Consider the following 24,176-nt stretch of genomic DNA (forward strand, 5'->3'; position numbering starts at 1 on the left):
ATGAACAGCACGCTTATCCAGACAGACCGTTTCGCCCTGAGCGAAACCGAGCGCTCGGCCATCGAGCACGAGCTGCATCACTACGAAGACCCGCGCGCGGCGTCGATCGAAGCCCTGAAGATCGTCCAGAAGGAACGTGGCTGGGTGCCTGACGGCGCGCTCTACGCCATCGGCGAGATCCTCGGCATCCCGGCCAGCGACGTCGAAGGCGTGGCCACCTTCTACAGCCAGATTTTCCGCCAGCCAGTAGGCCGTCACATCATTCGTGTCTGCGACAGCATGGTCTGCTACATCGGCGGCCACGAATCGGTGGTCGGCGAAATCCAGAGCAAGCTGGGCATCGGCCTGGGCCAGACCACCGCCGACGGTCGCTTCACCCTGCTGCCAGTGTGCTGCCTGGGTAACTGCGACAAGGCGCCAGCGCTGATGATCGACGACGACACCTTCGGTGACGTCCAGCCTGACGGCGTCGCCAAACTGCTGGAGGGCTACGTATGACCCTGACTTCCTTCGGGCCCGCCAACCGCATCCAGCGTTCGGCCGAAACCCATCCCCTGACCTGGCGTCTGCGTGACGACGGCGAAGCGGTATGGCTGGACGAGTACCAGGCCAAGAATGGCTACGCCGCTGCGCGCAAGGCGTTCAGCGACATGGCCCAGGACGACATCGTCCAGACCGTGAAAGACTCCGGCCTCAAGGGCCGTGGCGGCGCGGGCTTTCCCACGGGTGTGAAGTGGGGCCTGATGCCCAAGGACGAGTCCATCAACATCCGCTACCTGCTGTGCAACGCGGATGAAATGGAGCCCAACACCTGGAAAGACCGCATGCTGATGGAGCAACTGCCCCATCTGCTGATCGAAGGCATGCTGATCAGTGCTCGTGCGCTGAAAACCTACCGTGGCTACATCTTCCTGCGCGGTGAATACACCACCGCCGCCAAGCACCTGAACCGTGCCGTGGAAGAAGCCAAGGCCGCCGGCCTCTTGGGCAAGAACATCCTGGGCAGCGGCTTCGATTTCGAGCTGTTCGTCCACACCGGCGCCGGGCGCTACATCTGCGGCGAAGAAACCGCACTGATCAACTCCCTGGAAGGCCGTCGCGCCAACCCACGTTCCAAGCCGCCCTTCCCTGCCGCCGTAGGCGTGTGGGGCAAGCCGACCTGCGTGAACAACGTCGAGACCCTGTGCAACGTGCCGGCGATCATCGCCGACGGCGTGGACTGGTACAAATCCCTGGCCCGTGACGGCAGCGAAGACATGGGCACCAAGCTCATGGGCTTCTCCGGCAAGGTCAAGAACCCTGGCCTGTGGGAACTGCCGTTCGGCGTCACCGGCCGCGAGCTGTTCGAAGACTACGCCGGCGGCATGCGCGACGGCTACAAGCTCAAGTGCTGGCAGCCTGGCGGCGCCGGTACCGGGTTCCTGTTGCCGGAACATCTGGACGCCCAAATGTACGCCGGCGGCATCGCCAAGGTCGGCACCCGCATGGGTACCGGCCTGGCCATGGCGGTGGACGACAGCGTCAACATGGTGTCGCTGCTGCGCAACATGGAGCAGTTCTTCGCTCGCGAATCCTGCGGTTTCTGCACCCCTTGCCGCGATGGCCTGCCCTGGAGCGTCAAGCTGCTGATGGCCATCGAGAAAGGCGAAGGCCAGCCCGGCGACATCGAGACCCTGCTGGGTCTGGTGGGTTTCCTCGGCCCAGGCAAGACCTTCTGTGCTCACGCACCGGGTGCCGTGGAGCCGTTGGGCAGCGCGATCAAATACTTCCGTCCAGAGTTCGAAGCCGGCATCGCGCCCACCAGCGCCGTCGTCCCGCCCCTGGCAAAGCCGATCGTAATCGGCGCGTAAACGCTTAAAAAGGCGAAGGGTCCGTGCCCTTCGTCTTCTCGTGTGATGACGCCGTAAACGGCTGTGTTGATTCACGCGAATAACAAGATTCCATTAGCCACGCCCGCTGACACCGGGCCAACGAAGAACTTTGAACCATGGCCACTATCCACGTAGACGGCAAAGAGCTCGAAGTCGATGGCGCAGACAACCTGTTACAGGCATGTCTGTCGCTGGGCCTCGACATTCCTTATTTCTGCTGGCACCCCGCCCTTGGCAGCGTTGGCGCTTGTCGCCAGTGCGCGGTCAAGCAGTACACCGACGAAAACGACAAGCGTGGTCGGATCGTCATGTCCTGCATGACCCCTGCCACCGACGGCAGCTGGATCTCCATCGACGACGAAGAAGCGAAAGTGTTTCGCGCCAGCGTCGTCGAATGGCTGATGACCAACCACCCTCACGACTGCCCGGTCTGTGAGGAAGGCGGCCACTGCCACCTGCAAGACATGACGGTGATGACCGGCCACAACGAGCGCCGTTATCGCTTCACCAAGCGCACCCACCAGAACCAGGACCTCGGCCCGTTCATCTCCCACGAAATGAACCGCTGCATCGCCTGCTATCGCTGCGTGCGCTTCTACAAGGACTACGCCGGCGGCACCGACCTGGGCGTGTTCGGCGCCCACGACAACGTGTACTTCGGTCGCGTTGAAGACGGCACCCTGGAAAGCGAGTTCTCCGGCAACCTCACCGAGGTCTGCCCGACCGGTGTGTTCACCGACAAGACTCACTCCGAACGTTACAACCGCAAGTGGGACATGCAGTTCTCGCCGAGCATCTGCCATGGCTGCTCCAGCGGTTGCAACATCTCCCCGGGCGAGCGCTACGGTGAACTGCGTCGCATCGAAAACCGCTTCAACGGTTCGGTGAACCAGTACTTCCTGTGTGACCGTGGTCGTTTCGGCTATGGCTACGTCAACCGCAAGGATCGTCCACGTCAGCCGCTGCTGGCAAACGGCGCCAAGCTGAGCCTGGACCAAGCGCTGGACAAGGCCGCCGAGCTGCTGCGCGGTCGCAACATCGTCGGCATCGGTTCGCCACGGGCCAGCCTGGAAAGCAACTACGCGCTGCGTGAACTGGTCGGCGCCGAGCACTTCTACAGTGGCATCGAAGCCGGTGAGCTGGAACGCATCCGCCTGGTGCTGCAAGTGCTCAAGGACAGCCCGCTGCCCGTGCCGAACATGCGCGACATCGAAGACCACGACGCGGTGTTCGTCCTTGGCGAAGACCTGACCCAGACCGCCGCCCGCATGGCCCTGGCCCTGCGCCAGTCGGTCAAGGGCAAGGCCGAAGACATGGCCGACGCCATGCGCGTGCAGCCATGGCTCGACGCCGCCGTGAAGAACATCGGCCAGCACGCGCTGAACCCGCTGTTCATCGCCAGCCTCGCTCAAACCAAGCTCGACGACGTGGCCGAAGAATGCGTCCACGCCGCCCCGGACGACCTGGCCCGCATCGGTTTCGCCGTGGCCCACGCCCTGGACGCCAGCGCCCCAGCGGTCGAAGGCCTGGACAGCGAAGCGGCCGCCCTGGCCCAACGCATCGCCGACGCCCTGCTGGCGGCCAAGCGCCCATTGATCATCGCCGGCACCTCCCTGGGTTCCAAGGCGCTGATCGAAGCCGCGGCCAACATCGCCAAGGCCTTGAAGCTGCGCGAGAAGAACGGCTCCATCAGCCTGATCGTGCCGGAAGCCAACAGCCTCGGCCTGGCCATGCTCGGTGGCGAATCGGTGGACGCCGCCCTGCAAGCGGTGATCGACGGCAGCGCCGACGCCATCGTGGTGCTGGAGAACGATCTGTTCACCCGCACTGACAAGGCCAAGGTCGATGCCGCGCTGAACGCAGCCAAGGTTGTGATCGTCGCCGACCATCAGAAAACCGCCACCACCGACCGTGCCCACCTGGTGCTGCCGGCGGCGAGCTTCGCCGAAGGCGACGGTACGCTGATCAGCCAGGAAGGTCGTGCCCAGCGCTTCTTCCAGGTCTTCGACCCGCAATACCTGGACGCCAGCATCCTGGTTCATGAAGGCTGGCGCTGGCTGCACGCCCTGCGCGCCACCCTGTTGGACCAGCCGATCGACTGGACGCAACTGGACCACGTTACCGCCGCCGTCGCTTCGAGCAGCCCGCAACTGGCCGCCATCGTCGACGCCGCACCGTCCGCCTCGTTCCGCATCAAAGGCCTGAAGCTGGCGCGCGAGCCGCTGCGTTACTCCGGTCGCACCGCCATGCGCGCCGACATCAGCGTTCACGAACCGCGCACCTCCCAGGACAACGACACCGCGTTCTCGTTCTCCATGGAAGGCTACTCGGGCTCAACCGAACCGCGTTCCCAGGTACCGTTCGCCTGGTCGCCGGGCTGGAACTCGCCGCAAGCCTGGAACAAGTTCCAGGACGAAGTCGGTGGTCACCTGCGTGCGGGCGACCCGGGCACCCGTCTGATCGAAAGCCAGGGCGATCGCCTGAGCTGGTTCGCCAGCGTTCCGCGCGCCTTCAATCCGGCACCGGGCACCTGGCAGGTCGTGCCGTTCCATCACCTGTTCGGCAGCGAAGAAAACTCTTCCAAGGCCGCACCGGTACAGGAACGCATCCCGGCCGCCTACGTGTCGCTGGCCAAGTCCGAAGCCGACCGCCTGGGCGTCAACGACGGTGCCCTGCTGAGCCTGAACGTGGCCGGCCAGACCTTGCGTCTGCCGCTGCGCATCAATGAAGAACTGGGCGCCGGCCTGGTGGCCCTGCCGGCTGGCCTGGCAGGCATCCCGCCAGCGATTTTCGGCAAAACCGTCGACGGTCTGCAGGAGGCAGCGCAATGAGCTGGTTCACCCCTGAAGTGATCGCTGTGATCCTGACGGTCCTCAAGGCCATCGTGATCCTGCTGGCCGTGGTGGTCGCTGGCGCACTGTTGAGCTTCGTCGAACGTCGCCTGCTGGGCTGGTGGCAGGACCGCTACGGTCCGAACCGCGTTGGCCCATACGGGATGTTCCAGATCGCCGCCGACATGATCAAGATGTTCTTCAAGGAAGACTGGACGCCGCCGTTTGCCGACAAGGTGATCTTCACCTTGGCACCGGTCGTGGCCATGAGCGCCTTGCTGATCGCCTTCGCGATCATCCCGATCACCCCGACCTGGGGCGTGGCGGACCTGAACATCGGCCTGCTGTTTTTCTTCGCCATGGCCGGCCTGTCGGTGTACGCGGTGCTGTTCGCCGGCTGGTCGAGCAACAACAAGTTCGCCCTGCTGGGCAGCCTGCGGGCCTCGGCCCAGACCGTGTCCTACGAAGTGTTCATGGGCCTGGCGCTCATGGGCATCGTGATCCAGGCCGGCTCGTTCAACATGCGCGACATCGTCGAGTACCAGGCCCAGAACCTGTGGTTCATCATTCCGCAGTTCTTCGGTTTCTGTACCTTCTTCATCGCTGGCGTGGCCGTGACTCACCGTCACCCCTTCGACCAGCCGGAAGCGGAGCAGGAACTGGCCGACGGTTACCACATTGAATATGCCGGCATGAAATGGGGCATGTTCTTCGTCGGTGAATACATCGGCATCATCCTGATCTCGGCGCTGCTGGTAACGCTGTTCTTCGGTGGCTGGCACGGTCCGTTCGGCATCCTGCCGCAACTGTCCTTCGTCTGGTTCGCCCTGAAGACCGCGTTCTTCATCATGCTGTTCGTCCTGCTGCGCGCCTCGATCCCGCGCCCACGCTACGACCAGGTGATGGACTTCAGCTGGAAATTCTGCCTGCCGCTGACCCTGATCAACATGCTGGTGACCGCTGCGATCGTTTTGATGAACGCGCCTGCGGCCGCGGTTCAGTGAGGATTTGACCCATGTTCAAATATATTGGCGACATCGTTAAGGGTACCGGTACCCAACTGCGAAGCCTGGTCATGATCTTCGGTCATGGCTTTCGCAAGCGTGACACCCTGCAATACCCGGAAGAGCCGGTCTACCTGGCACCGCGCTATCGTGGCCGCATCGTCCTGACCCGCGACCCCGACGGCGAAGAGCGCTGCGTGGCCTGCAACCTGTGCGCCGTGGCCTGCCCGGTGGGTTGCATCTCGCTGCAGAAAGCTGAAACCGAAGACGGTCGCTGGTACCCGGACTTCTTCCGCATCAACTTCTCGCGCTGCATTTTCTGCGGCCTCTGCGAGGAAGCCTGCCCGACCACCGCGATCCAGCTCACGCCGGATTTCGAAATGGCCGAGTTCAAACGTCAGGACCTGGTGTACGAGAAAGAAGATCTGCTGATTTCCGGTCCCGGTAAAAACCCTGATTACAACTTCTATCGTGTTGCAGGTATGGCCATTGCCGGTAAGCCAAAAGGCGCCGCGCAGAACGAAGCCGAACCGATCAACGTGAAGAGCTTGCTGCCTTAAGGAAGAAAGATGGAATTCGCTTTCTATTTCGCATCGGGTATCGCGGTGGTGTCCACGCTTCGTGTGGTCACCAACACCAACCCCGTGCACGCCCTGCTCTACCTGATCATTTCGCTGATCGCCGTGGCCATGACCTTCTTCGCCCTCGGTGCACCGTTCGCCGGTGCCCTGGAAGTGATCGCCTACGCCGGTGCCATCATGGTGCTGTTCGTGTTCGTGGTGATGATGCTCAACCTCGGCCCGGCCGCGGTCCAGCAGGAACGCTCCTGGCTCAAACCCGGCATCTGGGCGGGACCGGTGATCCTGTCCGCCCTGCTGCTGGGTGAACTGCTGTATGTGCTGTTCGCTCACCAGAGCGGCCAGGCCATCGGCCACACCACCGTAGACGCCAAGGCCGTGGGCATCAGCCTGTTCGGTCCGTACCTGCTGGTGGTCGAACTCGCCTCGATGCTGCTGCTTGCCGCAGCCGTCACGGCGTTCCATTTGGGCCGTAACGAGGCGAAGGAGTAATCACATGCCTGCTATCCCTCTCGAGCATGGTCTGGCGGTTGCCGGCATCCTGTTCTGCCTCGGTCTGGTTGGCCTGATGGTCCGCCGCAACATTCTGTTCGTGCTGATGAGCCTGGAGGTCATGATGAATGCCTCCGCCCTGGCTTTCATCGTCGCGGGCGCTCGCTGGGCGCAGCCGGATGGACAGATCATGTTCATCCTGGTGATCAGCCTGGCAGCCGCCGAGGCCAGTATCGGCCTGGCGATCCTGTTGCAGCTGTATCGCCGCTTCCACACTCTCGATATCGACGCTGCCAGCGAGATGCGCGGATGAACCTACTCTTTCTGACTTTCGTATTCCCCCTCATTGGTTTCCTGCTGCTGTCGTTCTCTCGTGGACGCTGGTCGGAAAACCTTTCGGCACTGGTTGGCGTGGGTTCCATCGGCCTGTCTGCCATCGTCACGGCCTACGTGATCTGGCAGTTCAACGTCGCACCACCGGAAGGTGGCAGGTACGTGCAGGTGCTGTGGCAGTGGATGGCCGTTGAAGGCTTCACGCCGAACTTCGCCCTCTACCTGGATGGCCTGTCGGTGACCATGCTCGGCGTGGTGGTCGGGGTGGGTTTCCTGATCCACCTGTTCGCCTCCTGGTACATGCGCGGTGAAGCCGGTTATTCGCGCTTCTTCGCCTACACCAACCTGTTCATCGCCAGCATGCTGTTCCTGGTGCTCGGCGATAACCTGTTGTTCCTGTACTTCGGCTGGGAAGGCGTGGGCCTGTGCTCGTACCTGTTGATCGGTTTCTACTACAGCAACCGCAACAACGGGAATGCCGCACTCAAGGCGTTCATCGTCACCCGGATCGGCGACGTGTTCATGGCCATCGGCCTGTTCATCCTGTTCCAGCAACTGGGCACGCTGAACATCCAGGAACTGCTGGTCAAGGCACCCGAGCACTTCAAGGTCGGTGACTTCTGGATCGTCCTGGCGACCCTGATGCTGCTGGGCGGCGCCGTCGGTAAATCCGCGCAACTGCCGCTGCAAACCTGGTTGGCGGACGCGATGGCAGGCCCTACCCCGGTTTCGGCACTGATCCACGCCGCAACCATGGTGACCGCCGGCGTCTACCTGATCGCCCGTACCCACGGCCTGTTCGCCCTGGCACCGGACATCCTGCACCTGGTCGGCATCGTCGGCGGCGTGACCCTGGTACTGGCCGGTTTTGCCGCCCTGGTACAAACCGACATCAAGCGCATCCTCGCCTACTCGACCATGAGCCAGATCGGCTACATGTTCCTGGCCCTGGGCGTCGGTGCCTGGGAAGGCGCGATCTTCCACCTGATGACCCACGCCTTCTTCAAGGCGCTGCTGTTCCTTGCTTCCGGTGCGGTGATCGTTGCCTGCCACCACGAGCAGAACATCTTCAAGATGGGCGGCCTGTGGAAGAAACTGCCGTTGGCCTATGCCAGCTTCATCGTTGGCGGCGCGGCCCTCGCGGCCCTGCCCCTGGTCACCGCCGGCTTCTACTCCAAGGACGAGATCCTCTGGGAAGCGTTCGCCAGCGGTAACCAGGCACTGCTCTATGCCGGCCTGGTGGGTGCGTTCATGACCTCGCTGTACACCTTCCGCCTGATCTTCATCGCGTTCCATGGTGAAGCCAAGACCGAAGCCCATGCCGGCCATGGCATTGCTCACTGGCTGCCACTGTCGGTGCTGATCGTGCTGTCGACCTTCGTCGGCGCCATGATCACCCCACCGCTGGCCGATGTGCTGCCGCAAAGCGTCGGCCATGCCGGCGGCGAAGCCAAGCACAGCCTGGAAATCGCCTCGGGTGCCATCGCCCTGGCGGGTATCCTGCTGGCCGCCCTGCTGTTCCTGGGCAAGCGTCGTTTCGTCACGGCGATCGCCAACAGCGGCATCGGGCGATTCCTTTCGGCCTGGTGGTTCGCCGCCTGGGGCTTCGACTGGATCTACGACAAACTGTTCGTCAAGCCATACCTTGCGATCAGCCACATTCTGCGCAAAGACCCGCTCGACCAGACCATTGGCCTGATCCCGCGCATGGCCAAGGGCGGCCACACTGCCCTGAGCCGTACCGAGACCGGTCAACTGCGTTGGTATGCGGCTTCCATGGCGGCTGGCGCCGTGCTGGTTATCGGCGCCATCGTGCTGGTAGCGGTCTGATATGAACCTTGCGAACTTGCGAAAGGAAACGAGCCCGTCATGATTCTGCCCTGGCTAATCCTGATCCCCTTCATCGGCGGCCTGCTGTGCTGGATCGCGGAGCGCTCCAGCTCCACGCTCCCGCGCTGGATTGCGCTGCTGACCATGTCCCTGGAACTCGCGCTCGGCCTCTGGCTGTGGGCGACCGGCGACTATTCATTTGCTCCGGCTCCTGGCGCCGATCCGACCTGGGCGCTTGAATTCAAGCACGTCTGGATCGCGCGCTTCGGCATCAGCGTGCACCTGGCCCTCGACGGCCTGTCGCTGCTGATGATCCTGCTGACCGGCCTGCTGGGTATCCTCTCGGTACTCTGCTCCTGGAAAGAGATCCAGCGTCACGTCGGTTTCTTCCACCTGAACCTGATGTGGATCCTGGGCGGCGTCATCGGCGTGTTCCTGGCGCTGGACCTGTTCATGTTCTTCTTCTTCTGGGAAATGATGCTGGTGCCGATGTACTTCCTCATCGCGCTCTGGGGTCACAGTTCTTCGGACGGCAAGAAAACCCGGATCTACGCGGCGACCAAGTTCTTCATCTTCACCCAGGCTTCCGGCCTGATCATGTTGGTGGCGATCCTTGGCCTGGTGCTGGTCAACTTCAACAACACCGGTGTGATTACCTTCAATTACGCCGACCTGTTGAAAGTGCAGATGTCCAAGACCACCGAGTACGTGCTGATGCTCGGCTTCTTCATCGCCTTCGCGGTGAAGCTGCCGGTGGTGCCGTTCCACTCCTGGCTGCCGGACGCCCACGCCCAGGCGCCGACCGCAGGTTCCGTGGACCTGGCCGGTATCTTGCTCAAGACGGCGGCCTACGGCCTGCTGCGTTTTGCCCTGCCGCTGTTCCCCAATGCGTCGGCCGAGTTCGCGCCGATCGCCATGACCCTGGGCCTGATCGGGATTTTCTACGGTGCGTTCCTGGCGTTCGCCCAGACCGACATCAAGCGCCTGATCGCGTTCTCCAGCGTTTCGCACATGGGCTTCGTGTTGATCGGGATTTACTCCGGCAGCCAGCTCGCCCTGCAAGGCGCGGTGATCCAGATGTTGGCTCACGGCCTGTCGGCGGCTGCACTGTTTATCCTCAGCGGCCAGTTGTACGAGCGCCTGCACACCCGGGACATGCGTGAGATGGGCGGCATCTGGTCGCGCATCGCCTACCTGCCGGCCATCAGCCTGTTCTTCGCAGCCGCTTCCCTGGGCCTGCCAGGCACTGGCAACTTCGTCGGCGAGTTCCTGATCCTGATCGGCACGTTCGCCAGCGCTCCTTGGATCACCGCCATCGCCACTTCCGGCCTGGTGTTCGGTTCGGTCTACTCGCTGATCATGATCCACCGTGCCTACTTCGGCCCGACCAAGTCGGACGAAGTGCTGCGTGGCATGGACGGTCGCGAACTGATCATGGTGCTCGGCCTTGCGGTGCTGCTGGTTTACCTCGGCGTTTTCCCGCAACCGTTCCTCGACACCTCTGCCGCCACGATGCATGGCGTGCAGCAGTGGCTCGGCACCGCCTTCTCTCAACTCGCTTCGGCCCGGTAAGAGCGCTATGGAATTCACGATTCAACACTTTATCGCGCTTGCGCCGCTGTTGATCACCAGCGCCACGATCATCGTGGTGATGCTGGCGATCGCCTGGCGCCGCAATCACTCACAGACCTTCCTGCTGTCGGTGGCGGGGCTGAACCTGGCCCTGCTGTCGATCTTGCCGGCCCTGAAAGTCGCGCCACTGGCGGTCACCCCGCTGATACAGATCGACAGCTTCGCCTGCCTGTACATGGCGCTGATCCTGGTCGCCACCCTGGCCTGCGTCACCCTCGCCCACGCCTACCTCGGCGATGGCGGTTCGGGTTACCCGGGCAACCGCGAAGAGCTGTACCTGCTGATCCTGATGGCCGCCGCCGGTGGCCTGGTCCTGGTCAGCGCGCAGCACCTGGCCAGCCTGTTCATCGGCCTGGAACTGCTCTCGGTACCGGTCTATGGCCTGGTGGCCTACGCCTTCTTCAACAAGCGCTCCCTGGAAGCCGGCATCAAGTACATGGTGCTGTCGGCGGCCGGTTCCGCGTTCCTGTTGTTCGGCATGGCCCTGCTCTACGCCGAAGCCGGCACCCTGAGCTTCGTCGGCATCGGCCAGGCCCTGGCCGCCACCGGCCTGCCTAGCCCGATCGCGCAACTGGGCCTGGGCATGATGCTGATCGGCCTGGCGTTCAAGCTGTCGCTGGTACCGTTCCACCTCTGGACCCCGGACGTCTACGAAGGCGCCCCGGCGCCAGTGGCGGCGTTCCTGGCCACCGCTTCGAAAGTGGCGGTGTTCGCGGTCATGGTGCGCCTGTTCCAGATCTCGCCAGTGGCCAGCAGCGGTGTGCTGAGCAACGTGCTGACCATCATCGCCATCGCGTCGATCCTGTTCGGTAACCTGCTGGCACTGACCCAGAGCAACCTCAAGCGTCTGCTGGGTTACTCGTCCATCGCCCACTTTGGCTACCTGCTGATCGCCCTGATCGCCAGCAAGGGCCTGGCCGTGGAAGCCATCGGCGTGTACCTGGTCACCTACGTGATCACCAGCCTCGGCGCGTTCGGCGTGATCACCCTGATGTCCTCGCCATACAACGGCCGCGACGCCGACGCCCTGTACGAATACCGCGGCCTGTTCTGGCGCCGTCCGTACCTGACCGCCGTGCTGACTGTGATGATGCTGTCCCTGGCCGGCATCCCGCTGACCGCCGGCTTCATCGGCAAGTTCTACATCATCGCCACCGGCGTCGAGGCTCACCAATGGTGGCTGGTCGGCTCTCTGGTGCTGGGCAGTGCCATCGGCGTGTTCTACTACCTGCGCGTCATGGTCACCTTGTACCTGATGGAACCGAACCTGCGTCGCCACGACGCCGAGTTGCACTGGGAACAGAAGGCAGGCGGCGTGATGCTGCTGGCCATCGCCGTACTGGCGTTCTTCCTCGGTGTGTACCCGCAGCCGTTGCTGACCCTGGTTCAGCAGGCTGGTTTGACGGGCTGATCGTGTAGCGGTAGCTCGTAGAAAACAGAAACGGCACCTTTGGGTGCCGTTTTTTTTTAGGCCAGTGCCATGGACGTTAGCCTTGGACACTATTTATTCAGTTACCCGATATAGCTCATGACTCAGGCCCGCCACGGTGCAAGCGCCCCTTCGAAAAGTGAAAAGGCTCCATGCAGGAAACGGTTGAAGCGAGCGGCATCACGCCGCAGCCCTGCCTGCTGACCACCAATCAGGCACAGATGGGCCACCTGACCAATCACTTCTGCTTGCCCTGGCATATGGACCAGGCGGCGGCACGTCCGTATCGCGAAGTCCAGTCGTCTTGTGTCAACACGCTGCTGAAACTCGCCTACCAACGGATCGTGCAGCGACCAGGCTCGGATGGAAACTTCCCGCCCAGGTTGTTTCTCAGCGGCAATACTCAAGTAGCGTTTCAGGATTTCGCCCGCGCTACTGCCCTGCCCTGCATAAGCGAGCATGCGTTCGGTGTAGTCTTCTTCCCAAGCGGCCAGCAAGGTGCGGACAAAATCTTCACGATTGCGGAAATGGTGATAGAACGATCCGCGGGTCACATTCAATCGGCGCGATAGACTCTCGGCCGAAACGCCGGTATGCCCTATTTGGTCGAGGGCCTCAAAACCCGCCGCGATCCAATGGTTACGAGTCAGTTTTCTCACCGGTCATTTCGCTCCCTATTTAGCGCCATACAGACTGTGTATGGCGCGTAACCGATCGGTACGCTGCGAACACCAGCAAAGATGGCCGTTGCGTTTTGCACGCCAGCACTTTTCATGGAGCTCGCCTTGAAGAAAATCGTTCTGGTTGCTTTCGACCAATTCACTGATATCGACCTATTCCTGATGTGGGACATCTTAGGCCGCAACACTGAGGACTGGCACGTCCGAATATTGGGTTCCAGCGCTATCGTGCGATCGGCGCACGGCCTGCCTGTTTCGGTGCACGGTCCGCTTTGCGAGGCCAACAGTGCCGACGCGGTATTGTTCGTCAGCGGCAAGGAAGGAATACCCGCTGCACTTGCCGCCCCGGATTTCCTGCCGTCGTTCGAACTTGACTCCAGACGCCAGCGAATCGGCTCCATATGCGCCGGAGCTTTCATTCTCGAACGGCTTGGGCTGCTCAGCGGCCCAGCCACTACACACCCGGATGCACGATCGAGCTTGCAAGCTCTGGGACTTGAGCCCGTGGACCAGCCTCTTGTATGCCAGGGGAACGTTGCAACCGCTGGCGGATGCCTTTCGGCGCTCTATCTGGTGGGATGGTTGGTTGAATCCTGGTTCGATGCCGACAAACGCCGTGCGACGTTGCTCCCTGTTCTGCCGGCTGGGCAGCAGGCGCTCTATGATGCCTTGATCGGGCTCAGTATCCGACAAGGAGAAGTTGGCGCCTCCCAACAAAAAACGCGACATGGCATGTCGTCGAATTGGTAGTTAGAACTCAGGAGAGATCCCCGATGCCCCGAGAATTTGAGCTCATTAAGTCCGTGCCGGTCCCCTCGAGGTCCGGCGTCACCCACCTTTATAAGTCGACGAACCTGGCGGACGCTTTTGCGATTCAGCTCCCTGCGGGCACATCCAGCGACCCAGACTTGCTTGCGCGATTCATCCTTTCCCACCAGCCATCCTGGATCGGATGGCTCATGAAAATCCGAGACACTGTCGTTGCCTGTTTTGGTCTCAAGACAGCCAGACATCTGGCGACACTTGCTCATCGGATTCAAATCTTCAAGGTCTACAGCACGAACCAGACTGAAATCGTGCTGGGAGAGGACGACAAGCACCTCGACTTCCGGATATCGATCCTATGTTCTGAAGAGGCAGAGCCAGAAGGCAGTCGCCAACTGGTTTTTTCAACCGTGGTCCAGTGCCACAACCGTCTAGGCCGGGCCTACATCTTCGTTATTGCCCCATTTCACCGCTTGGTTGTTAAGGCCAGCCTCCTGCGTGCAGCGCGCGTCGGTTGGCCTCTGGCTACCAGCCCCCAAGGCTGAGCGCGTGAGCGATCAAATCAAACCTGCACTATGAAAGCCCCTTCACCATGGGAACACACGCCAGTTGAAGCCCCGAAGGGGAATGGTAGATCGCAGGCGCCTCACCCACGAAACCGCAGCGTCGGTAAAAGTCAGCCGCATTCAAAGTCGCATCAAGCTTGACTTCCTCCAGGCCCAACTCTCGCGCCAGGCATTCGAGGTGATCCAGGACTCTCCTGCCGATACCTCGCTGCATAAAATCAGGATGCACAAAGATCGCGCCGATTTCGCTGTTCTCCAGGTCAAGCATTCCTGTCGCCACCGGCTCTCCATCAATACAGCCCAGATAGAAGTGTTTCTCCATCAGCGTGTCATAGCCATCCTCGGCCGCACCAGCTGTCCAGGCTAATAGCTGCGCCTGGGTATAGGCGCCGATGCATTGATGCCGGATCGCTAGAAGGCGAATGTCGAATGCTGTCTGGGAATCGCTGTGGCTGGCTCGTCTAATCTCGAACATTTCACTCTCCGTCAGCCATATTCGGGCGGAGAACTGAAAAGCCCCGTCCATCTCTGGCGGGGCTTGGGGTAACACGTCAAATTCTATGCACGCATGACCTCATGGCCCGCCAGAGGCGGTCATGGAGGAACACATCATGTTCATTCGGCGTATGTAAATCATCGTCGGATAGTGCTGAGGACGGCCAGACAAGTCAATCTGAAGGCAGCTTTGCACTACCTGCGCATGTTCCGACGTGCTTTTGAGTATCCGGAGCTGTTACGAACGGAGTGCTTGACGCTCCAACATTATTCAATATGATTCATTCTTAATCATTTCGCTGAATATAGATTCGGTATTATTCACCGATAGCAAGTAGCCCCGGAAGCGGTTGCTCAGACTGGCTTGTACTGCCAATTGCCCAAGAGAAATCCACCATGACAACCACCGCGAAAACCCGGTCGGTCACAGCTCACGTCCCGGTGCACCTGGCCGAAAAAGTCGACCTGATGGCCGAGCGCCTCGAGCGTTCCAGGAACTGGATCGTCAAACAAGCGCTATCTGCCTGGATCGAGCAGGAGGAGGAGCGAAGCCGCCTGACCCATGAGGCCTTGGCCGATGTTGACGCCGGCCGAGTGATTGACCACCAGGCTGTCCAGGCTTGGGCCGATAGTCTCAGCACCGACGCCCCGTTACCGGTACCGCGCTGATGGAGTTGAAGTGGACCAGCAAGGCGCTTTCCGACATTGCTCGACTTTATGAATTTCTGGCGGCGGTGAATCAACCCGCGGCCGCACGAACAGTGCAACAACTCACAGCCGCGCCGACCTCTCTGCTGGCCAACCCGCGCATTGGTGAACGCCTGGAAGAGTTCGAACCTCGAGACGTGCGCAGAATCCAAGTGGGGCGCTACGAAATGCGCTATGAAATAGCCGGTTCCACCCTGTACCTGCTACGCCTGTGGCACACACGTGAGGATCGATGACTTGGGCTCGAAGGGAATGACTGCCGTCACGCAGAACCTTTTTTCATTCGACGGCCGGCAGGGATGAGCGTCGATATCGAATGCGTAGTGGTCGGCGCAGGCGTCGTTGGCCTTGCCGTGGCGCGAGAAATGGCCCGGGCCGGTCACGAAGTGCTGGTGATCGAAGCCGCCGAAGCCATCGGCATGGGCATCAGCTCGCGCAACTCCGAAGTCATCCACGCGGGCATCTATTACCCACCGGGCAGTCTCAAGGCGCAGTTGTGCGTCGAAGGTCGGCGACGGCTGTATGACTATTGCGAAAGCCACGGCATCGCGACCCGCCGGCTCGGCAAGTTGATCGTTGCCACGGATCAGGCGCAGGTGGCCGGACTCGAAACATTGCTTGAGCGGGGCTTGATGAACGGCGTGGACGACCTGCGCCTGCTCGACCAAGAACAGGCGCAGGCATTGGAACCGGCCCTGGCCTGTGTCGCCGCGCTGTATTCGCCTTCCACCGGTATCGTCGATTCCCACGCTCTGATGCTGGCCTTGCTGGGTGACGCCGAAGCGGCCGGGACGAACATTGTTTTCCACACGCCTTTACTGGGTGCTCGCGTCATCACTGGGGGGTTCATGCTGGAATTGGGCGGCACGGCGCAAATGACCTTGTCCTGTCGCCTGCTGATCAACGCCGCCGGCCTCCAGGCACCCGCCCTCGCCCGCCGCATCGAAGGCCTGGAGAGGCAATCGGTGCCCGAGGACTTTTTGTGCAAGGGCAACTACTTCAGCCTCGCCGGGCGAGCACCGTTCCGGCACTTGGTCTATCCCGCCCCGGAAGCCGCCGGCCTGGGCATCCACATGACGCTGGACCTGGCCGGCCAGGCGCGTTTCGGCCCGGACACCGAATGGGTCGAAGTGGAAGATTACCGAGTGGATCCGGCCCGGGCCGAAGCGTTTTACCCGGCGATTCGAAATTACTGGCCGGGGCTGCCGGACCAGAGCCTGCGACCGGCCTACAGCGGCATCCGCCCGAAGATCTCCGCGCCCGGCGAACCGGCCCGCGACTTTGTCATCAGCAGCGAAACCGAACACCGGGTGCCAGGGTTGATCAACCTGCTCGGGATCGAGTCGCCCGGGCTGACGTCCTGCCTGGCAATCGCCAGCCGGGTCCGACAACGGATCGAAAATGTCTAGCCAGCAGCGCAAAGTGCAACGCGTTTTGCCCCCCGCTCATGCAGCTTGCACGACGCCGGAAATTCCTTGAGCTTCAACTTATTGTTTTTAAAGAGATTTAAATCGATCTTCGGCTGGCACAGCTGATGCAATTCAGCTCCTACGCGGCGTCGGCGTCTCCAAGCCTGCCCGCATCCGTGTATTGCCGAGGAGCTACCTATGAATGCCATCGATCTGTTGAAAGCCGACCACGAACGCGTCAAAGCCATCCTGACTCAACTGAGCGAGTCGACTGAACGCGCCGTGAAAAAACGCACCGACCTGTTGGCGAAACTGGAAATGGAAATTTCCATCCACACCCGCCTGGAAGAAGAAATTCTTTATCCGGCTTTCAAGCAGGCCGGTGGCAAGGACGAGGCCGAAATGTATTACGAGGCCAAGGAAGAACACCGCACCGTCGACTCGCTGGTGCTGCCGGACCTGAAAGCCACCGATCCAACCCAGCCGGAATTCGCCGGTCGGGTGAAAGTGGTCAAGGAACTGCTTGAGCACCACATCGAGGAAGAAGAAAAGGAAATGTTCCCCCACGCGAAAAAACTGCTGGGCAAGGCAAAACTCGATGCCTTGGGTGCAGACATGGAAACCATGAAAGCGCAGTACAAAAAAGAACTGAGCAGCGCCAACCTCGCCGCCTGATCAAAGCGCCGTAGATGCTTCAGCCGTCATGTGACGGCTGAATGCGTTGCGGCGCTTTATTGCATTTGTTCACGCAAGAATTCCACCAACGCCTGCACCGGGCGTGCACTTTGCCGATGCTGGGGATACACCGCCGATAGCGCCAACGGCTCGGTCTCGAAGCCTTCCAGGACCTTGATCAGCCGTCCATCCTTCAAGGCATCGCCGAGGATGAAAGCGGGCAGATAGGTGATGCCCATGCCGGCGATGGCCGCGTCCCTGAGCAAATCGCCGTTATTGGCGCGCATGCGTCCCGTGACCTCCAGGGTCAGCGGTTTGCCGGCCCCCACGAAACGCCACTGCACCTGACGGCTGTGACCATAGGGCAAGCAGTCATGATTGCGCAGGTCTTCAGGCCGCGCGGGTGTGCCTTTTTGCGCCAGGTAGGTTGGACTGGCGCAGTACACCCGCTCGATGGTCGCGATGCGCCGGGCAATCAGCGTCGAATCCTCCAGCACGCCGATGCGCAGCGCCAGGTCATAGCCCTCTCCCAGCAGATCCACCGAGCGGTCGCTCAGGTCCACTTCGACACTGACGCCCGGGTAGCGCTGCAGAAACAGCGGCAGCAGGCTGCCCAGGTGCGCCATGGCGAAGGACAGCGGTGCGCTGAGGCGAATGGTGCCGCGGGGCTCGCTGGTCTGGCCGCTGATGCCCTGCTCCACCTGTTCGACTTCATTGAGCAGGCGCAGCGCCGCTTCGTAATAGCGCTGGCCCAGGGGCGTGACGTCCAGCCGCCGGGTCGAGCGATTGAGCAGGCGTACGCCCAGGCGCTGTTCCAGTTCCATCAACTTGCGGCTGACGAACTGCTTGGACAGCCCCAGTTTGTCCGCCGCAGCGGTGAAACTGCCCGACTCCATGACCTGGGCAAAGATGCGCATTTCTTCGAAGGGGTTCATTGTCATTCCTGAGGTGGACAGTCAGGGGGATTGGCTGGGCATTGTGGTCTTAGTGAGTCAGATTGCCTAGCTGTTGAATGTGCCACCGCTATCGCGAGCAAGCTTTGCTCCCACAGGTTTTCCCACAGATCCAATTGTGGGAGCAAAGCTTGCTCGCGATAGCGGTGGCACTGCTTGAGAGGTGTTAATGCCAGACACAAAAACGCCCGCGCAAGGCGGGCGTCGTTCAGCATGGACTGCTTACTTGGCCGTCAGCGCCGAGTAGCTGTTCATCAGGTTGCGGTAGTTCGGAATGCGCTGGGATAGCAGGTTGCCCAGGCCTTCGATGTCGTTGCGCCAGTCGCGGTGCAGCTCACAGGCCACCGAGAACCAGTTCATCATCTGCGCGCCAGCAGCGGTCATGCGTACCCAGGCGGCCTGTTGTACGGTTTCGTTGAACGTACCCGAGGCGTCGGTCACCACGAACACGTCGAAACCTTCAGCCAGCGCCGACAGGGTCGGGAACGCCACGCAGACATCGGTGACCACGCCAGCGATGATCAGTTGCTTGCGGCCGGTGGCCTTGATCGCCTTGACGAAATCTTCGTTGTCCCAGGCATTGATCTGGCCTGGACGCGGGATGTACGGCGCATCCGGGAACATTTCCTTGAGCTCCGGCACGATCGGACCGTTGGGGCCTTGTTCGAAGCTGGTGGTCAGGATGGTCGGCAGTTCGAAGAACTTCGCCAAGTCAGCCAAGGCCAGCACGTTGTTCTTGAACTCGTTGGGCGAGAAGTCCTGGACCAGGGAAATCAGGCCGGTCTGGTGATCGACCAGCAGGACGACCGCGTCGTCTTTGTTCAGACGGTTGTAGGCGGGAACGTTGCTCATGGGATGACTCCTTTGGGATGGATGTATTGCAGAACAATGTGGGAGCGAGCCTGCTCGCGATGACGGTGTGTCAGCTTGCGGCGATGTCGGATGTGCCGACGCCTTCGCGAGCAGGCTCGCTCCCACAGGGGAGAATCGGTGCGTTAGTCAAAAGGCAAAGCAGGAACAGCCAAACGCGCCCCAGAAGCCTTGGAAATCGCTGACCGGGACGTTCGACAACCGCGCCCGTTCATGGCTGTGGGAATGCACCGTGCACGGACCGCTGCACTGGTGGACCTGGGCCTGCAACGGCGACGTCGGGCGCCAGTGGCCCGGGACCTTGACCACCGGCGACCAGTCGGGCAGCACCGGGACGCTGGCCGGCCCGAGTTTTTCGAAGTCGCCGGCGGCATACACCACCTTGCCGTCGACCACGGTCAGCACCGACTCGATCCACTTGATGGCTTCTTCCTCGACGCTGAAAAAGTCCGCGCTCAGGGCCGCCAGATCCGCCAGTTGGCCAACCTTGATCTGGCCTTTCTTGCCCTGCTCCGACGAGAACCAGGCACTGCCGTGGGTGAACAGTTCCAACGCAGTCAGGCGCGGCAGGCCCTCTTCGTGCAACGAAAGGCCGCCGACCGTGCGCCCGCTGACCATCCAGTACAACGAGGTCCACGGGTTGTAGCTGGAGACGCGGGTGGCGTCGGTGCCAGCGCCCACCGGCACGCCTTCGGCGAGCATGCGCTTGATCGGCGGCGTGGCTTCGGCGGCCTTGGCACCGTAGCGGTCGACGAAGTATTCACCCTGGAAGGCCATGCGATCCTGGATCGCGATGCCGCCGCCCAATGCACGTACGCGCTCGATGTTCTTCGGCGTGATGGTCTCGGCATGGTCGAAGAACCAGGGCAGCCCGTTGAACGGAATGTCGCGGTTCACTTTTTCGAACACATCGAGCATGCGGCTGATGGATTCGTCATAGGTGGCATGCAGGCGGAACGGCCAGCGCTGCTCCACCAGGTGCCGGACCACCGGCTCCAGGTCCTGCTCCATGCCCGGCGGCAGGTCCGGGCGCGGCTCGAGGAAGTCCTCGAAATCCGCCGCCGAGAACACCAGCATTTCCCCGGCGCCGTTGTGCCGCAGGAAATCGTCGCCCTGGTGCAACTTGACGCTGCCGGTCCAGTTCTTGAAGTCGCTGAGCTCTTCCTTGGGCTTCTGGGTGAACAGGTTGTAGGCGATGCGCACCGTCAACTGCTGCTCGCGGGCCAACTGCTCGATCACCGCATAGTCGTCCGGGTAGTTCTGGAAGCCGCCGCCAGCATCGATGGCACTGGTCAGGCCCAGGCGATTTAGTTCACGCATGAACTGGCGAGTGGAGTTGACCTGGTATTCCAGCGGCAACTTCGGCCCTTTCGCCAGCGTCGAATAAAGGATCATCGCGTTGGGCCGCGCCACCAGCATGCCGGTGGGCTCGCCCTTGCTGTCACGCACGATCTCGCCACCCGGCGGGTTCGGCGTGTCACGGGTGTAGCCGGCCACCCGCAGCGCGGCACGGTTGAGCAAGGCACGGTCATACAGGTGCAGCACGAACACTGGCGTATCGGGAGCGGCCTGATTGAGCTCTTCCAGAGTCGGCATGCGTTTTTCGGCGAACTGGAATTCGTTCCAGCCGCCTACCACGCGCACCCATTGCGGTGTTGGCGTGCGGTCGGCCTGGTCCTTGAGCATGCGCAAAGCATCGGCCAGGGATGGCACGCCTTCCCAGCGCAGCTCCAGGTTGTAGTTCAGGCCGCCGCGGATCAGGTGCAAGTGCGAGTCGTTGAGCCCGGGAATGACGGTGCGGCCCTTGAGGTCGATGACCTGGGTGCCGCTGCCGCGCAGGGCCATGGCCTCGGCGTCGGTGCCGACCGCGACGAAGCGCCCCTGGCTGATGGCAACCGCGCTGGCGCGGGGTTTCTCACGGTCGACGGTATGGAACTGGCCATTGAACAGAATCAGATCGGCGTTCATCGGATTTCCTTCTGGATGAGTAGAGGCAAGGGACAGCCGCGGCCAGAAAGCCGCCGCAGCGCTGAGCAAGGACCCGGCGGCGAGCAGTTGGCGGCGCAGCGGATCGGTTGGGTCGTCCTTATTGGCCATGGTCGGGCTCCAGGTGCACGTGGGCTTTCGAGGCCTCAAGCCACGGTGCGAACAGACGGGTCGCCAGCGGCATGCACACGTACACCACCGAAAGCACGATGGTCAGGGTGATCAGGAACGTGGCCACCACGTAGTTGGAAAGAAAACTGTTTAGCTGCAGCAACGGCCCCCAGATCAGCGGCACCAGCAAGGTATGCGGCAGGATCACCAGCAGCGTCACCACGGCCTGCTTCCAGCGCGGCGGCGGTGTGGCCGCATCGGCCAGCGGGGTGAACCAGAATTCCTTGTGCGACCCGGCTTCGATCTGGTCACCGTCGCCCAGCAACGGCAGGGCCTCCTCCACCAGCTCGCGGCGCTCGGGCGAGTCCAGCCAGCGCTGCATGGCCTCGGTGGAACAGAAACGCAGCACGCAAGTGAACAGCGCCAGCCCACCCTGCTTGCCCCGCACCACATCCACCCCCAAATGACCCGGCCACTGACCGGCCACGCGCACCGTGCGACGCAACCAGGCCTCGTAGGCTGCCTCCTGGCCGACCTTGATCCGGTGCTTGACCACCAGGGTCACGATTTCATCGAAGCCGGGCCTGGCCGGGCTCGCGGTGGATTCAACGGTTTGCGATTCAGACATGGCGAAGCACTCCAACAAAACGCGTATTGATTGCCAGGCGTCCGGGCCCGGCGACAAACACACTGGTAAATACGATTAGCAGCAGCCAGCCGAACTGGCCTTCTTCCAGGCTCCACTGCGGGTGCACCACCAGCAGCGCCACGGCCAGGAGAAACAGGATTGGCAGGCACGCCAGGCGCACCAGCACACCGGCGATGATCAGCAGCGGACACAGCACCTCGGCGAAAATCGCCAGGATCAGAGTCGGCGCCGCGCCAAGGTGAAACGGGTCTTCGATACGGGTCAGCTCGACGCCGTAGTGCAACAGCTTCGGCAGCCCATGGACCCACAGCAAAAACAACCCGCCGCTCAAGCGCAGGAACAACAAGCCCAGATCCTGCAGCGGGCGCTCATCAGTCATGTTCATCGGTGGGCTCCGTCCGCAGTGATCGAGGCCGCCGCTGGCAGCGGTTGGGACATGTGGCTGGCAATGCGCGAACGCAGCCAGCGCTCGGCCGGGTCGTTGTCATGCACGCCGCTCCAGACCATCGACAGTTCAGCGGCATTGATCTCGAACGGCGGGTCCTCGGCGCGCAGTGCGCAGCCTTCCACCAGCGCGCAGGCGGCATAGTCGGGCACGGTGGCGATCAGTTCGGTGCCGGCCAGCAAGGCCCGCAGCCCGCTGAACTGCGGCACCGCCAGCACCACTTTGCGGGTCCGACCGATGCGGGCCAGGTCCAGGTCGATGTTGCCGCTCAGGTCGCCCGAGAACGAGACCATGGCGTGGGGCCGCGAGCAGTACTCGTCCAGAGTCAGCGGCCCCGGGCGCTTGTCGCCACGCAAGACCTTGCAAGGAATGTCCCGCAGTTTCTTGCGCTTGGCATTGGCCGGCAGATCGGTGGTGTAGCTCACGCCGACGCTGATTTCACCGCTGGCCAGCAGCGACGACATCAGCAGGAAATTGGCCCGGCGCACCACCACGATGATCCCCGGCGCTTCTTCGCGCAGTTGGCTCAGCAGCGGTGGAAACAGGCCGAATTCGGCATCGTCGGACAGACCGATGCGAAACACGTCGCAACTGGTGGACGGATCGAACGCCTTGGCCCGGCTGACCGCGCCAGAGATGGTGTCCATGGCCGGTTGCAGCTCTTGCAGGATCGCCAGGGCCCGCGGCGTCGGCTCCATGCCGCGACCGTGGCGGATCAGCAACGGATCATCGAACAGATCCCGCAGCCGCCCCAGCGCCGCGCTCACCGCCGGCTGGCCCATGAACAGCTTTTCGGCGACGCGGGTCAGGTTTTTCTCGAACATCAGCGCCTCGAAGATCACCAGCAGGTTCATGTCGAGACGGCGTAAATCATTGCGGTTCATGGGTGTGATGTCCCGTTTTAACTGTGGGAGCGAGCCTGCTCGCGATGGCGGTGGGTCAGCTTGCATTCATATCTACTGTCCTGACGCCTTCGCGAGCAGGCTCGCTCCCACAGGTCTTAGCTTGCTTGCGTCAGCCCTGGATGAACGCCAGCAGGTCCGCGTTCAGGCGGTCCTTGTGAGTGTCGGTCAGGCCGTGGGGCGCGCCGGGGTAGATCAGCAGCTGCGAGTTCTTGAGCAACTTGGCGGCGGCGATGCCGGCCGTTTCGATGGGGACCACCTGATCGTCATCGCCATGGACCACCAGGGTCGGCACGTCGATGTTGCGCAGGTCTTCGCAAAGATCGGTCTCCGAGAACGCCTTGATGCAGTCGTAGGTGTTCTTGTGGCCGGCGAGCATGCCCTGCATCCAGAACCAGTCGATCATGCCTTGGGAGACTTTGGCGCCTGGACGGTTGGCGCCGAAAAACGCGCTGGCCACATCTTTGTATAGCTGAGAACGGTCGGCCAGGGACGCCTGGCGGAAACCGTCGAACACTTCCACAGGCAGGCCGCCGGGGTTGGCCGGGGTCTTGAGCATCAGCGGCGTCACCGCCGAAATCAGGCCGAGCTTGGCGACACGGGCAGCACCATGGCGGCCGATGTAGCGCGCCACTTCGCCACCGCCGGTGGAGAAGCCGAGCAACACCGCGTCCTTCAAGTCCAGCCGCTCGATCAGCTCGGCCAGGTCATCGGCGTAGGTGTCCATGTCGTTGCCGTCCCAGGGCTGGCTGGAGCGCCCGTGCCCACGGCGGTCATGGGCGATCACCCGGTAGCCGTTGGACGCCAGGAACATCATCTGCGCCTCCCAACTGTCCGAGTTCAACGGCCAGCCGTGGCTGAAGACCACCGGTTGACCACTGCCCCAGTCCTTGTAGTAAATCTCGGTGCCGTCGCGGGTGATGAAGGTGCTCATGACGTGACTCCTTGAGGTGGGTGGATCG

25 protein-coding genes are annotated in these 24,176 nt (G+C 62.0%); 16 read left to right on the top strand and 9 right to left on the bottom strand.

Going from position 1 to position 24,176, the window contains the following annotated elements:
• The 10 genes from nuoE (at position 1) to nuoN (ending at position 11,982) form a co-directional block, all read left to right on the top strand.
• A complete protein-coding gene (gene nuoE / locus ASC85_RS14760; protein WP_014337676.1) occupies positions 1–498 on the top strand; it encodes an NADH-quinone oxidoreductase subunit NuoE in 498 nt (165 codons plus the stop codon).
• Complete coding sequence (gene nuoF, locus ASC85_RS14765) at positions 495–1,850, top strand: NADH-quinone oxidoreductase subunit NuoF (protein ID WP_057450018.1); 1,356 nt, start codon at positions 495–497, stop codon at positions 1,848–1,850. The genes nuoE and nuoF overlap by 4 nt, the downstream gene beginning before the upstream one ends.
• Before the next feature lie 137 nt (positions 1,851–1,987).
• Entirely contained in the window at positions 1,988–4,702 is a 2,715-nt protein-coding gene (gene nuoG, locus ASC85_RS14770; protein ID WP_057450019.1) for an NADH-quinone oxidoreductase subunit NuoG, read from the top strand.
• Entirely contained in the window at positions 4,699–5,706 is a 1,008-nt protein-coding gene (nuoH, locus tag ASC85_RS14775; RefSeq protein WP_014337673.1) for an NADH-quinone oxidoreductase subunit NuoH, read from the top strand. Before nuoG ends, nuoH begins: the two co-directional genes overlap by 4 nt.
• 11 nt (positions 5,707–5,717) lie before the next feature.
• Positions 5,718–6,266: an NADH-quinone oxidoreductase subunit NuoI gene (nuoI, locus tag ASC85_RS14780; RefSeq protein WP_003180051.1), complete on the top strand. Its 549-nt coding sequence runs from the start codon at positions 5,718–5,720 to the stop codon at positions 6,264–6,266.
• Positions 6,267–6,275: 9 nt separating this feature from the next.
• Positions 6,276–6,776 (top strand): NADH-quinone oxidoreductase subunit J, encoded by a 501-nt coding sequence (gene nuoJ / locus ASC85_RS14785; protein ID WP_003203382.1) that lies wholly within the window; start codon positions 6,276–6,278, stop codon positions 6,774–6,776.
• A gap of 4 nt (positions 6,777–6,780) precedes the next feature.
• Positions 6,781–7,089: an NADH-quinone oxidoreductase subunit NuoK gene (nuoK, locus tag ASC85_RS14790; protein WP_003180046.1), complete on the top strand. Its 309-nt coding sequence runs from the start codon at positions 6,781–6,783 to the stop codon at positions 7,087–7,089.
• The gene (nuoL, locus tag ASC85_RS14795) at positions 7,086–8,939 is read left to right on the top strand and encodes an NADH-quinone oxidoreductase subunit L (RefSeq protein ID WP_014337672.1); all 1,854 of its coding nucleotides are present in this window, start codon (positions 7,086–7,088) and stop codon (positions 8,937–8,939) included. The genes nuoK and nuoL overlap by 4 nt, the downstream gene beginning before the upstream one ends.
• A gap of 39 nt (positions 8,940–8,978) precedes the next feature.
• Positions 8,979–10,511 (top strand): NADH-quinone oxidoreductase subunit M, encoded by a 1,533-nt coding sequence (gene nuoM, locus ASC85_RS14800; protein WP_014337671.1) that lies wholly within the window; start codon positions 8,979–8,981, stop codon positions 10,509–10,511.
• Between the two features lie 7 nt (positions 10,512–10,518).
• Positions 10,519–11,982 (top strand): NADH-quinone oxidoreductase subunit NuoN, encoded by a 1,464-nt coding sequence (gene nuoN / locus ASC85_RS14805; protein ID WP_003203388.1) that lies wholly within the window; start codon positions 10,519–10,521, stop codon positions 11,980–11,982.
• Between the two features lie 122 nt (positions 11,983–12,104).
• On the opposite strand, the gene ASC85_RS31230 is transcribed toward nuoN, so the two are convergent.
• A complete protein-coding gene (locus ASC85_RS31230; RefSeq protein WP_003203390.1) occupies positions 12,105–12,659 on the bottom strand; it encodes a TetR/AcrR family transcriptional regulator in 555 nt (184 codons plus the stop codon).
• Positions 12,660–12,785: 126 nt separating this feature from the next.
• Between ASC85_RS31230 and ASC85_RS14815 the strand changes: the two genes are divergently transcribed.
• Together ASC85_RS14815 and ASC85_RS14820 are read left to right on the top strand one after the other, a co-directional pair.
• A complete protein-coding gene (locus ASC85_RS14815) occupies positions 12,786–13,430 on the top strand; it encodes a DJ-1/PfpI family protein (protein WP_057450107.1) in 645 nt (214 codons plus the stop codon).
• 23 nt (positions 13,431–13,453) lie between these two features.
• Complete coding sequence (locus tag ASC85_RS14820; RefSeq protein ID WP_057450023.1) at positions 13,454–13,990, top strand: DUF2867 domain-containing protein; 537 nt, start codon at positions 13,454–13,456, stop codon at positions 13,988–13,990.
• Between the two features lie 28 nt (positions 13,991–14,018).
• Here the strand turns inward: ASC85_RS14820 and ASC85_RS14825 are convergent, their stop codons facing one another.
• Positions 14,019–14,486: a GNAT family N-acetyltransferase gene (locus tag ASC85_RS14825; protein WP_057450109.1), complete on the bottom strand. Its 468-nt coding sequence runs from the start codon at positions 14,484–14,486 to the stop codon at positions 14,019–14,021.
• Between the two features lie 416 nt (positions 14,487–14,902).
• Here ASC85_RS14825 and ASC85_RS14830 point away from each other — a divergent pair, with 416 nt between their 5' ends.
• The 4 genes from ASC85_RS14830 (at position 14,903) to ASC85_RS14845 (ending at position 17,298) form a co-directional block, all read left to right on the top strand.
• Positions 14,903–15,175, top strand: coding sequence for a CopG family ribbon-helix-helix protein (locus ASC85_RS14830; RefSeq protein ID WP_014337668.1), 273 nt, complete (start codon positions 14,903–14,905; stop codon positions 15,173–15,175).
• The gene (locus ASC85_RS14835; protein WP_014337667.1) at positions 15,175–15,450 is read left to right on the top strand and encodes a type II toxin-antitoxin system RelE/ParE family toxin; all 276 of its coding nucleotides are present in this window, start codon (positions 15,175–15,177) and stop codon (positions 15,448–15,450) included. The genes ASC85_RS14830 and ASC85_RS14835 overlap by 1 nt, the downstream gene beginning before the upstream one ends.
• Before the next feature lie 63 nt (positions 15,451–15,513).
• Positions 15,514–16,623, top strand: coding sequence for an NAD(P)/FAD-dependent oxidoreductase (locus ASC85_RS14840; protein ID WP_057450024.1), 1,110 nt, complete (start codon positions 15,514–15,516; stop codon positions 16,621–16,623).
• A gap of 198 nt (positions 16,624–16,821) precedes the next feature.
• Complete coding sequence (locus ASC85_RS14845) at positions 16,822–17,298, top strand: hemerythrin domain-containing protein (protein WP_003203396.1); 477 nt, start codon at positions 16,822–16,824, stop codon at positions 17,296–17,298.
• Between the two features lie 56 nt (positions 17,299–17,354).
• Here the strand turns inward: ASC85_RS14845 and ASC85_RS14850 are convergent, their stop codons facing one another.
• The 7 genes from ASC85_RS14850 to ASC85_RS14880 form a co-directional block, all read right to left on the bottom strand.
• The gene (locus ASC85_RS14850; RefSeq protein ID WP_057450026.1) at positions 17,355–18,233 is read right to left on the bottom strand and encodes a LysR family transcriptional regulator; all 879 of its coding nucleotides are present in this window, start codon (positions 18,231–18,233) and stop codon (positions 17,355–17,357) included.
• 240 nt (positions 18,234–18,473) lie between these two features.
• Entirely contained in the window at positions 18,474–19,103 is a 630-nt protein-coding gene (ycaC, locus tag ASC85_RS14855; protein WP_014337664.1) for an isochorismate family cysteine hydrolase YcaC, read from the bottom strand.
• A 147-nt stretch (positions 19,104–19,250) separates the two neighbouring features.
• On the bottom strand, positions 19,251–21,089 hold the full coding sequence (locus tag ASC85_RS14860; RefSeq protein ID WP_003203401.1) for an amidohydrolase: 1,839 nt from the start codon (positions 21,087–21,089) through the stop codon (positions 19,251–19,253).
• Positions 21,090–21,207: 118 nt separating this feature from the next.
• Positions 21,208–21,846 carry an antibiotic biosynthesis monooxygenase gene (locus ASC85_RS14865; RefSeq protein WP_057450028.1) on the bottom strand — a complete coding sequence of 213 codons (639 nt, stop codon included), beginning with the start codon at positions 21,844–21,846 and terminating at the stop codon, positions 21,208–21,210.
• The gene (locus ASC85_RS14870; protein ID WP_057450029.1) at positions 21,839–22,252 is read right to left on the bottom strand and encodes a DoxX family protein; all 414 of its coding nucleotides are present in this window, start codon (positions 22,250–22,252) and stop codon (positions 21,839–21,841) included. Before ASC85_RS14870 ends, ASC85_RS14865 begins: the two co-directional genes overlap by 8 nt.
• Positions 22,249–23,196 carry a LysR family transcriptional regulator gene (locus tag ASC85_RS14875; protein ID WP_013693718.1) on the bottom strand — a complete coding sequence of 316 codons (948 nt, stop codon included), beginning with the start codon at positions 23,194–23,196 and terminating at the stop codon, positions 22,249–22,251. The genes ASC85_RS14870 and ASC85_RS14875 overlap by 4 nt, the downstream gene beginning before the upstream one ends.
• Before the next feature lie 130 nt (positions 23,197–23,326).
• Positions 23,327–24,148, bottom strand: coding sequence for an alpha/beta fold hydrolase (locus ASC85_RS14880; RefSeq protein ID WP_057450031.1), 822 nt, complete (start codon positions 24,146–24,148; stop codon positions 23,327–23,329).
• Between the last annotated feature and the right edge of the window lie 28 nt (positions 24,149–24,176).

This window comes from Pseudomonas sp. Root401, assembly GCF_001425105.1.
Classification (GTDB): Bacteria; Pseudomonadota; Gammaproteobacteria; order Pseudomonadales; family Pseudomonadaceae; genus Aquipseudomonas; species Aquipseudomonas brassicacearum.

Coding starts and splice junctions, on each gene's coding strand:
- nuoE (WP_014337676.1), top strand. CDS start 1: ATGAACAGCACGCTTATCCAGACAGACCGTTTCGCCCTGAGCGAAACC.
- nuoF (WP_057450018.1), top strand. CDS start 495: ATGACCCTGACTTCCTTCGGGCCCGCCAACCGCATCCAGCGTTCGGCC.
- nuoG (WP_057450019.1), top strand. CDS start 1,988: ATGGCCACTATCCACGTAGACGGCAAAGAGCTCGAAGTCGATGGCGCA.
- nuoH (WP_014337673.1), top strand. CDS start 4,699: ATGAGCTGGTTCACCCCTGAAGTGATCGCTGTGATCCTGACGGTCCTC.
- nuoI (WP_003180051.1), top strand. CDS start 5,718: ATGTTCAAATATATTGGCGACATCGTTAAGGGTACCGGTACCCAACTG.
- nuoJ (WP_003203382.1), top strand. CDS start 6,276: ATGGAATTCGCTTTCTATTTCGCATCGGGTATCGCGGTGGTGTCCACG.
- nuoK (WP_003180046.1), top strand. CDS start 6,781: ATGCCTGCTATCCCTCTCGAGCATGGTCTGGCGGTTGCCGGCATCCTG.
- nuoL (WP_014337672.1), top strand. CDS start 7,086: ATGAACCTACTCTTTCTGACTTTCGTATTCCCCCTCATTGGTTTCCTG.
- nuoM (WP_014337671.1), top strand. CDS start 8,979: ATGATTCTGCCCTGGCTAATCCTGATCCCCTTCATCGGCGGCCTGCTG.
- nuoN (WP_003203388.1), top strand. CDS start 10,519: ATGGAATTCACGATTCAACACTTTATCGCGCTTGCGCCGCTGTTGATC.
- ASC85_RS14820 (WP_057450023.1), top strand. CDS start 13,454: ATGCCCCGAGAATTTGAGCTCATTAAGTCCGTGCCGGTCCCCTCGAGG.
- ASC85_RS14825 (WP_057450109.1), bottom strand. CDS start 14,486: ATGTTCGAGATTAGACGAGCCAGCCACAGCGATTCCCAGACAGCATTC.
- ASC85_RS14830 (WP_014337668.1), top strand. CDS start 14,903: ATGACAACCACCGCGAAAACCCGGTCGGTCACAGCTCACGTCCCGGTG.
- ASC85_RS14835 (WP_014337667.1), top strand. CDS start 15,175: ATGGAGTTGAAGTGGACCAGCAAGGCGCTTTCCGACATTGCTCGACTT.
- ASC85_RS14840 (WP_057450024.1), top strand. CDS start 15,514: ATGAGCGTCGATATCGAATGCGTAGTGGTCGGCGCAGGCGTCGTTGGC.
- ASC85_RS14845 (WP_003203396.1), top strand. CDS start 16,822: ATGAATGCCATCGATCTGTTGAAAGCCGACCACGAACGCGTCAAAGCC.
- ASC85_RS14850 (WP_057450026.1), bottom strand. CDS start 18,233: ATGAACCCCTTCGAAGAAATGCGCATCTTTGCCCAGGTCATGGAGTCG.
- ycaC (WP_014337664.1), bottom strand. CDS start 19,103: ATGAGCAACGTTCCCGCCTACAACCGTCTGAACAAAGACGACGCGGTC.
- ASC85_RS14860 (WP_003203401.1), bottom strand. CDS start 21,089: ATGAACGCCGATCTGATTCTGTTCAATGGCCAGTTCCATACCGTCGAC.
- ASC85_RS14865 (WP_057450028.1), bottom strand. CDS start 21,846: ATGTCTGAATCGCAAACCGTTGAATCCACCGCGAGCCCGGCCAGGCCC.
- ASC85_RS14870 (WP_057450029.1), bottom strand. CDS start 22,252: ATGAACATGACTGATGAGCGCCCGCTGCAGGATCTGGGCTTGTTGTTC.
- ASC85_RS14875 (WP_013693718.1), bottom strand. CDS start 23,196: ATGAACCGCAATGATTTACGCCGTCTCGACATGAACCTGCTGGTGATC.
- ASC85_RS14880 (WP_057450031.1), bottom strand. CDS start 24,148: ATGAGCACCTTCATCACCCGCGACGGCACCGAGATTTACTACAAGGAC.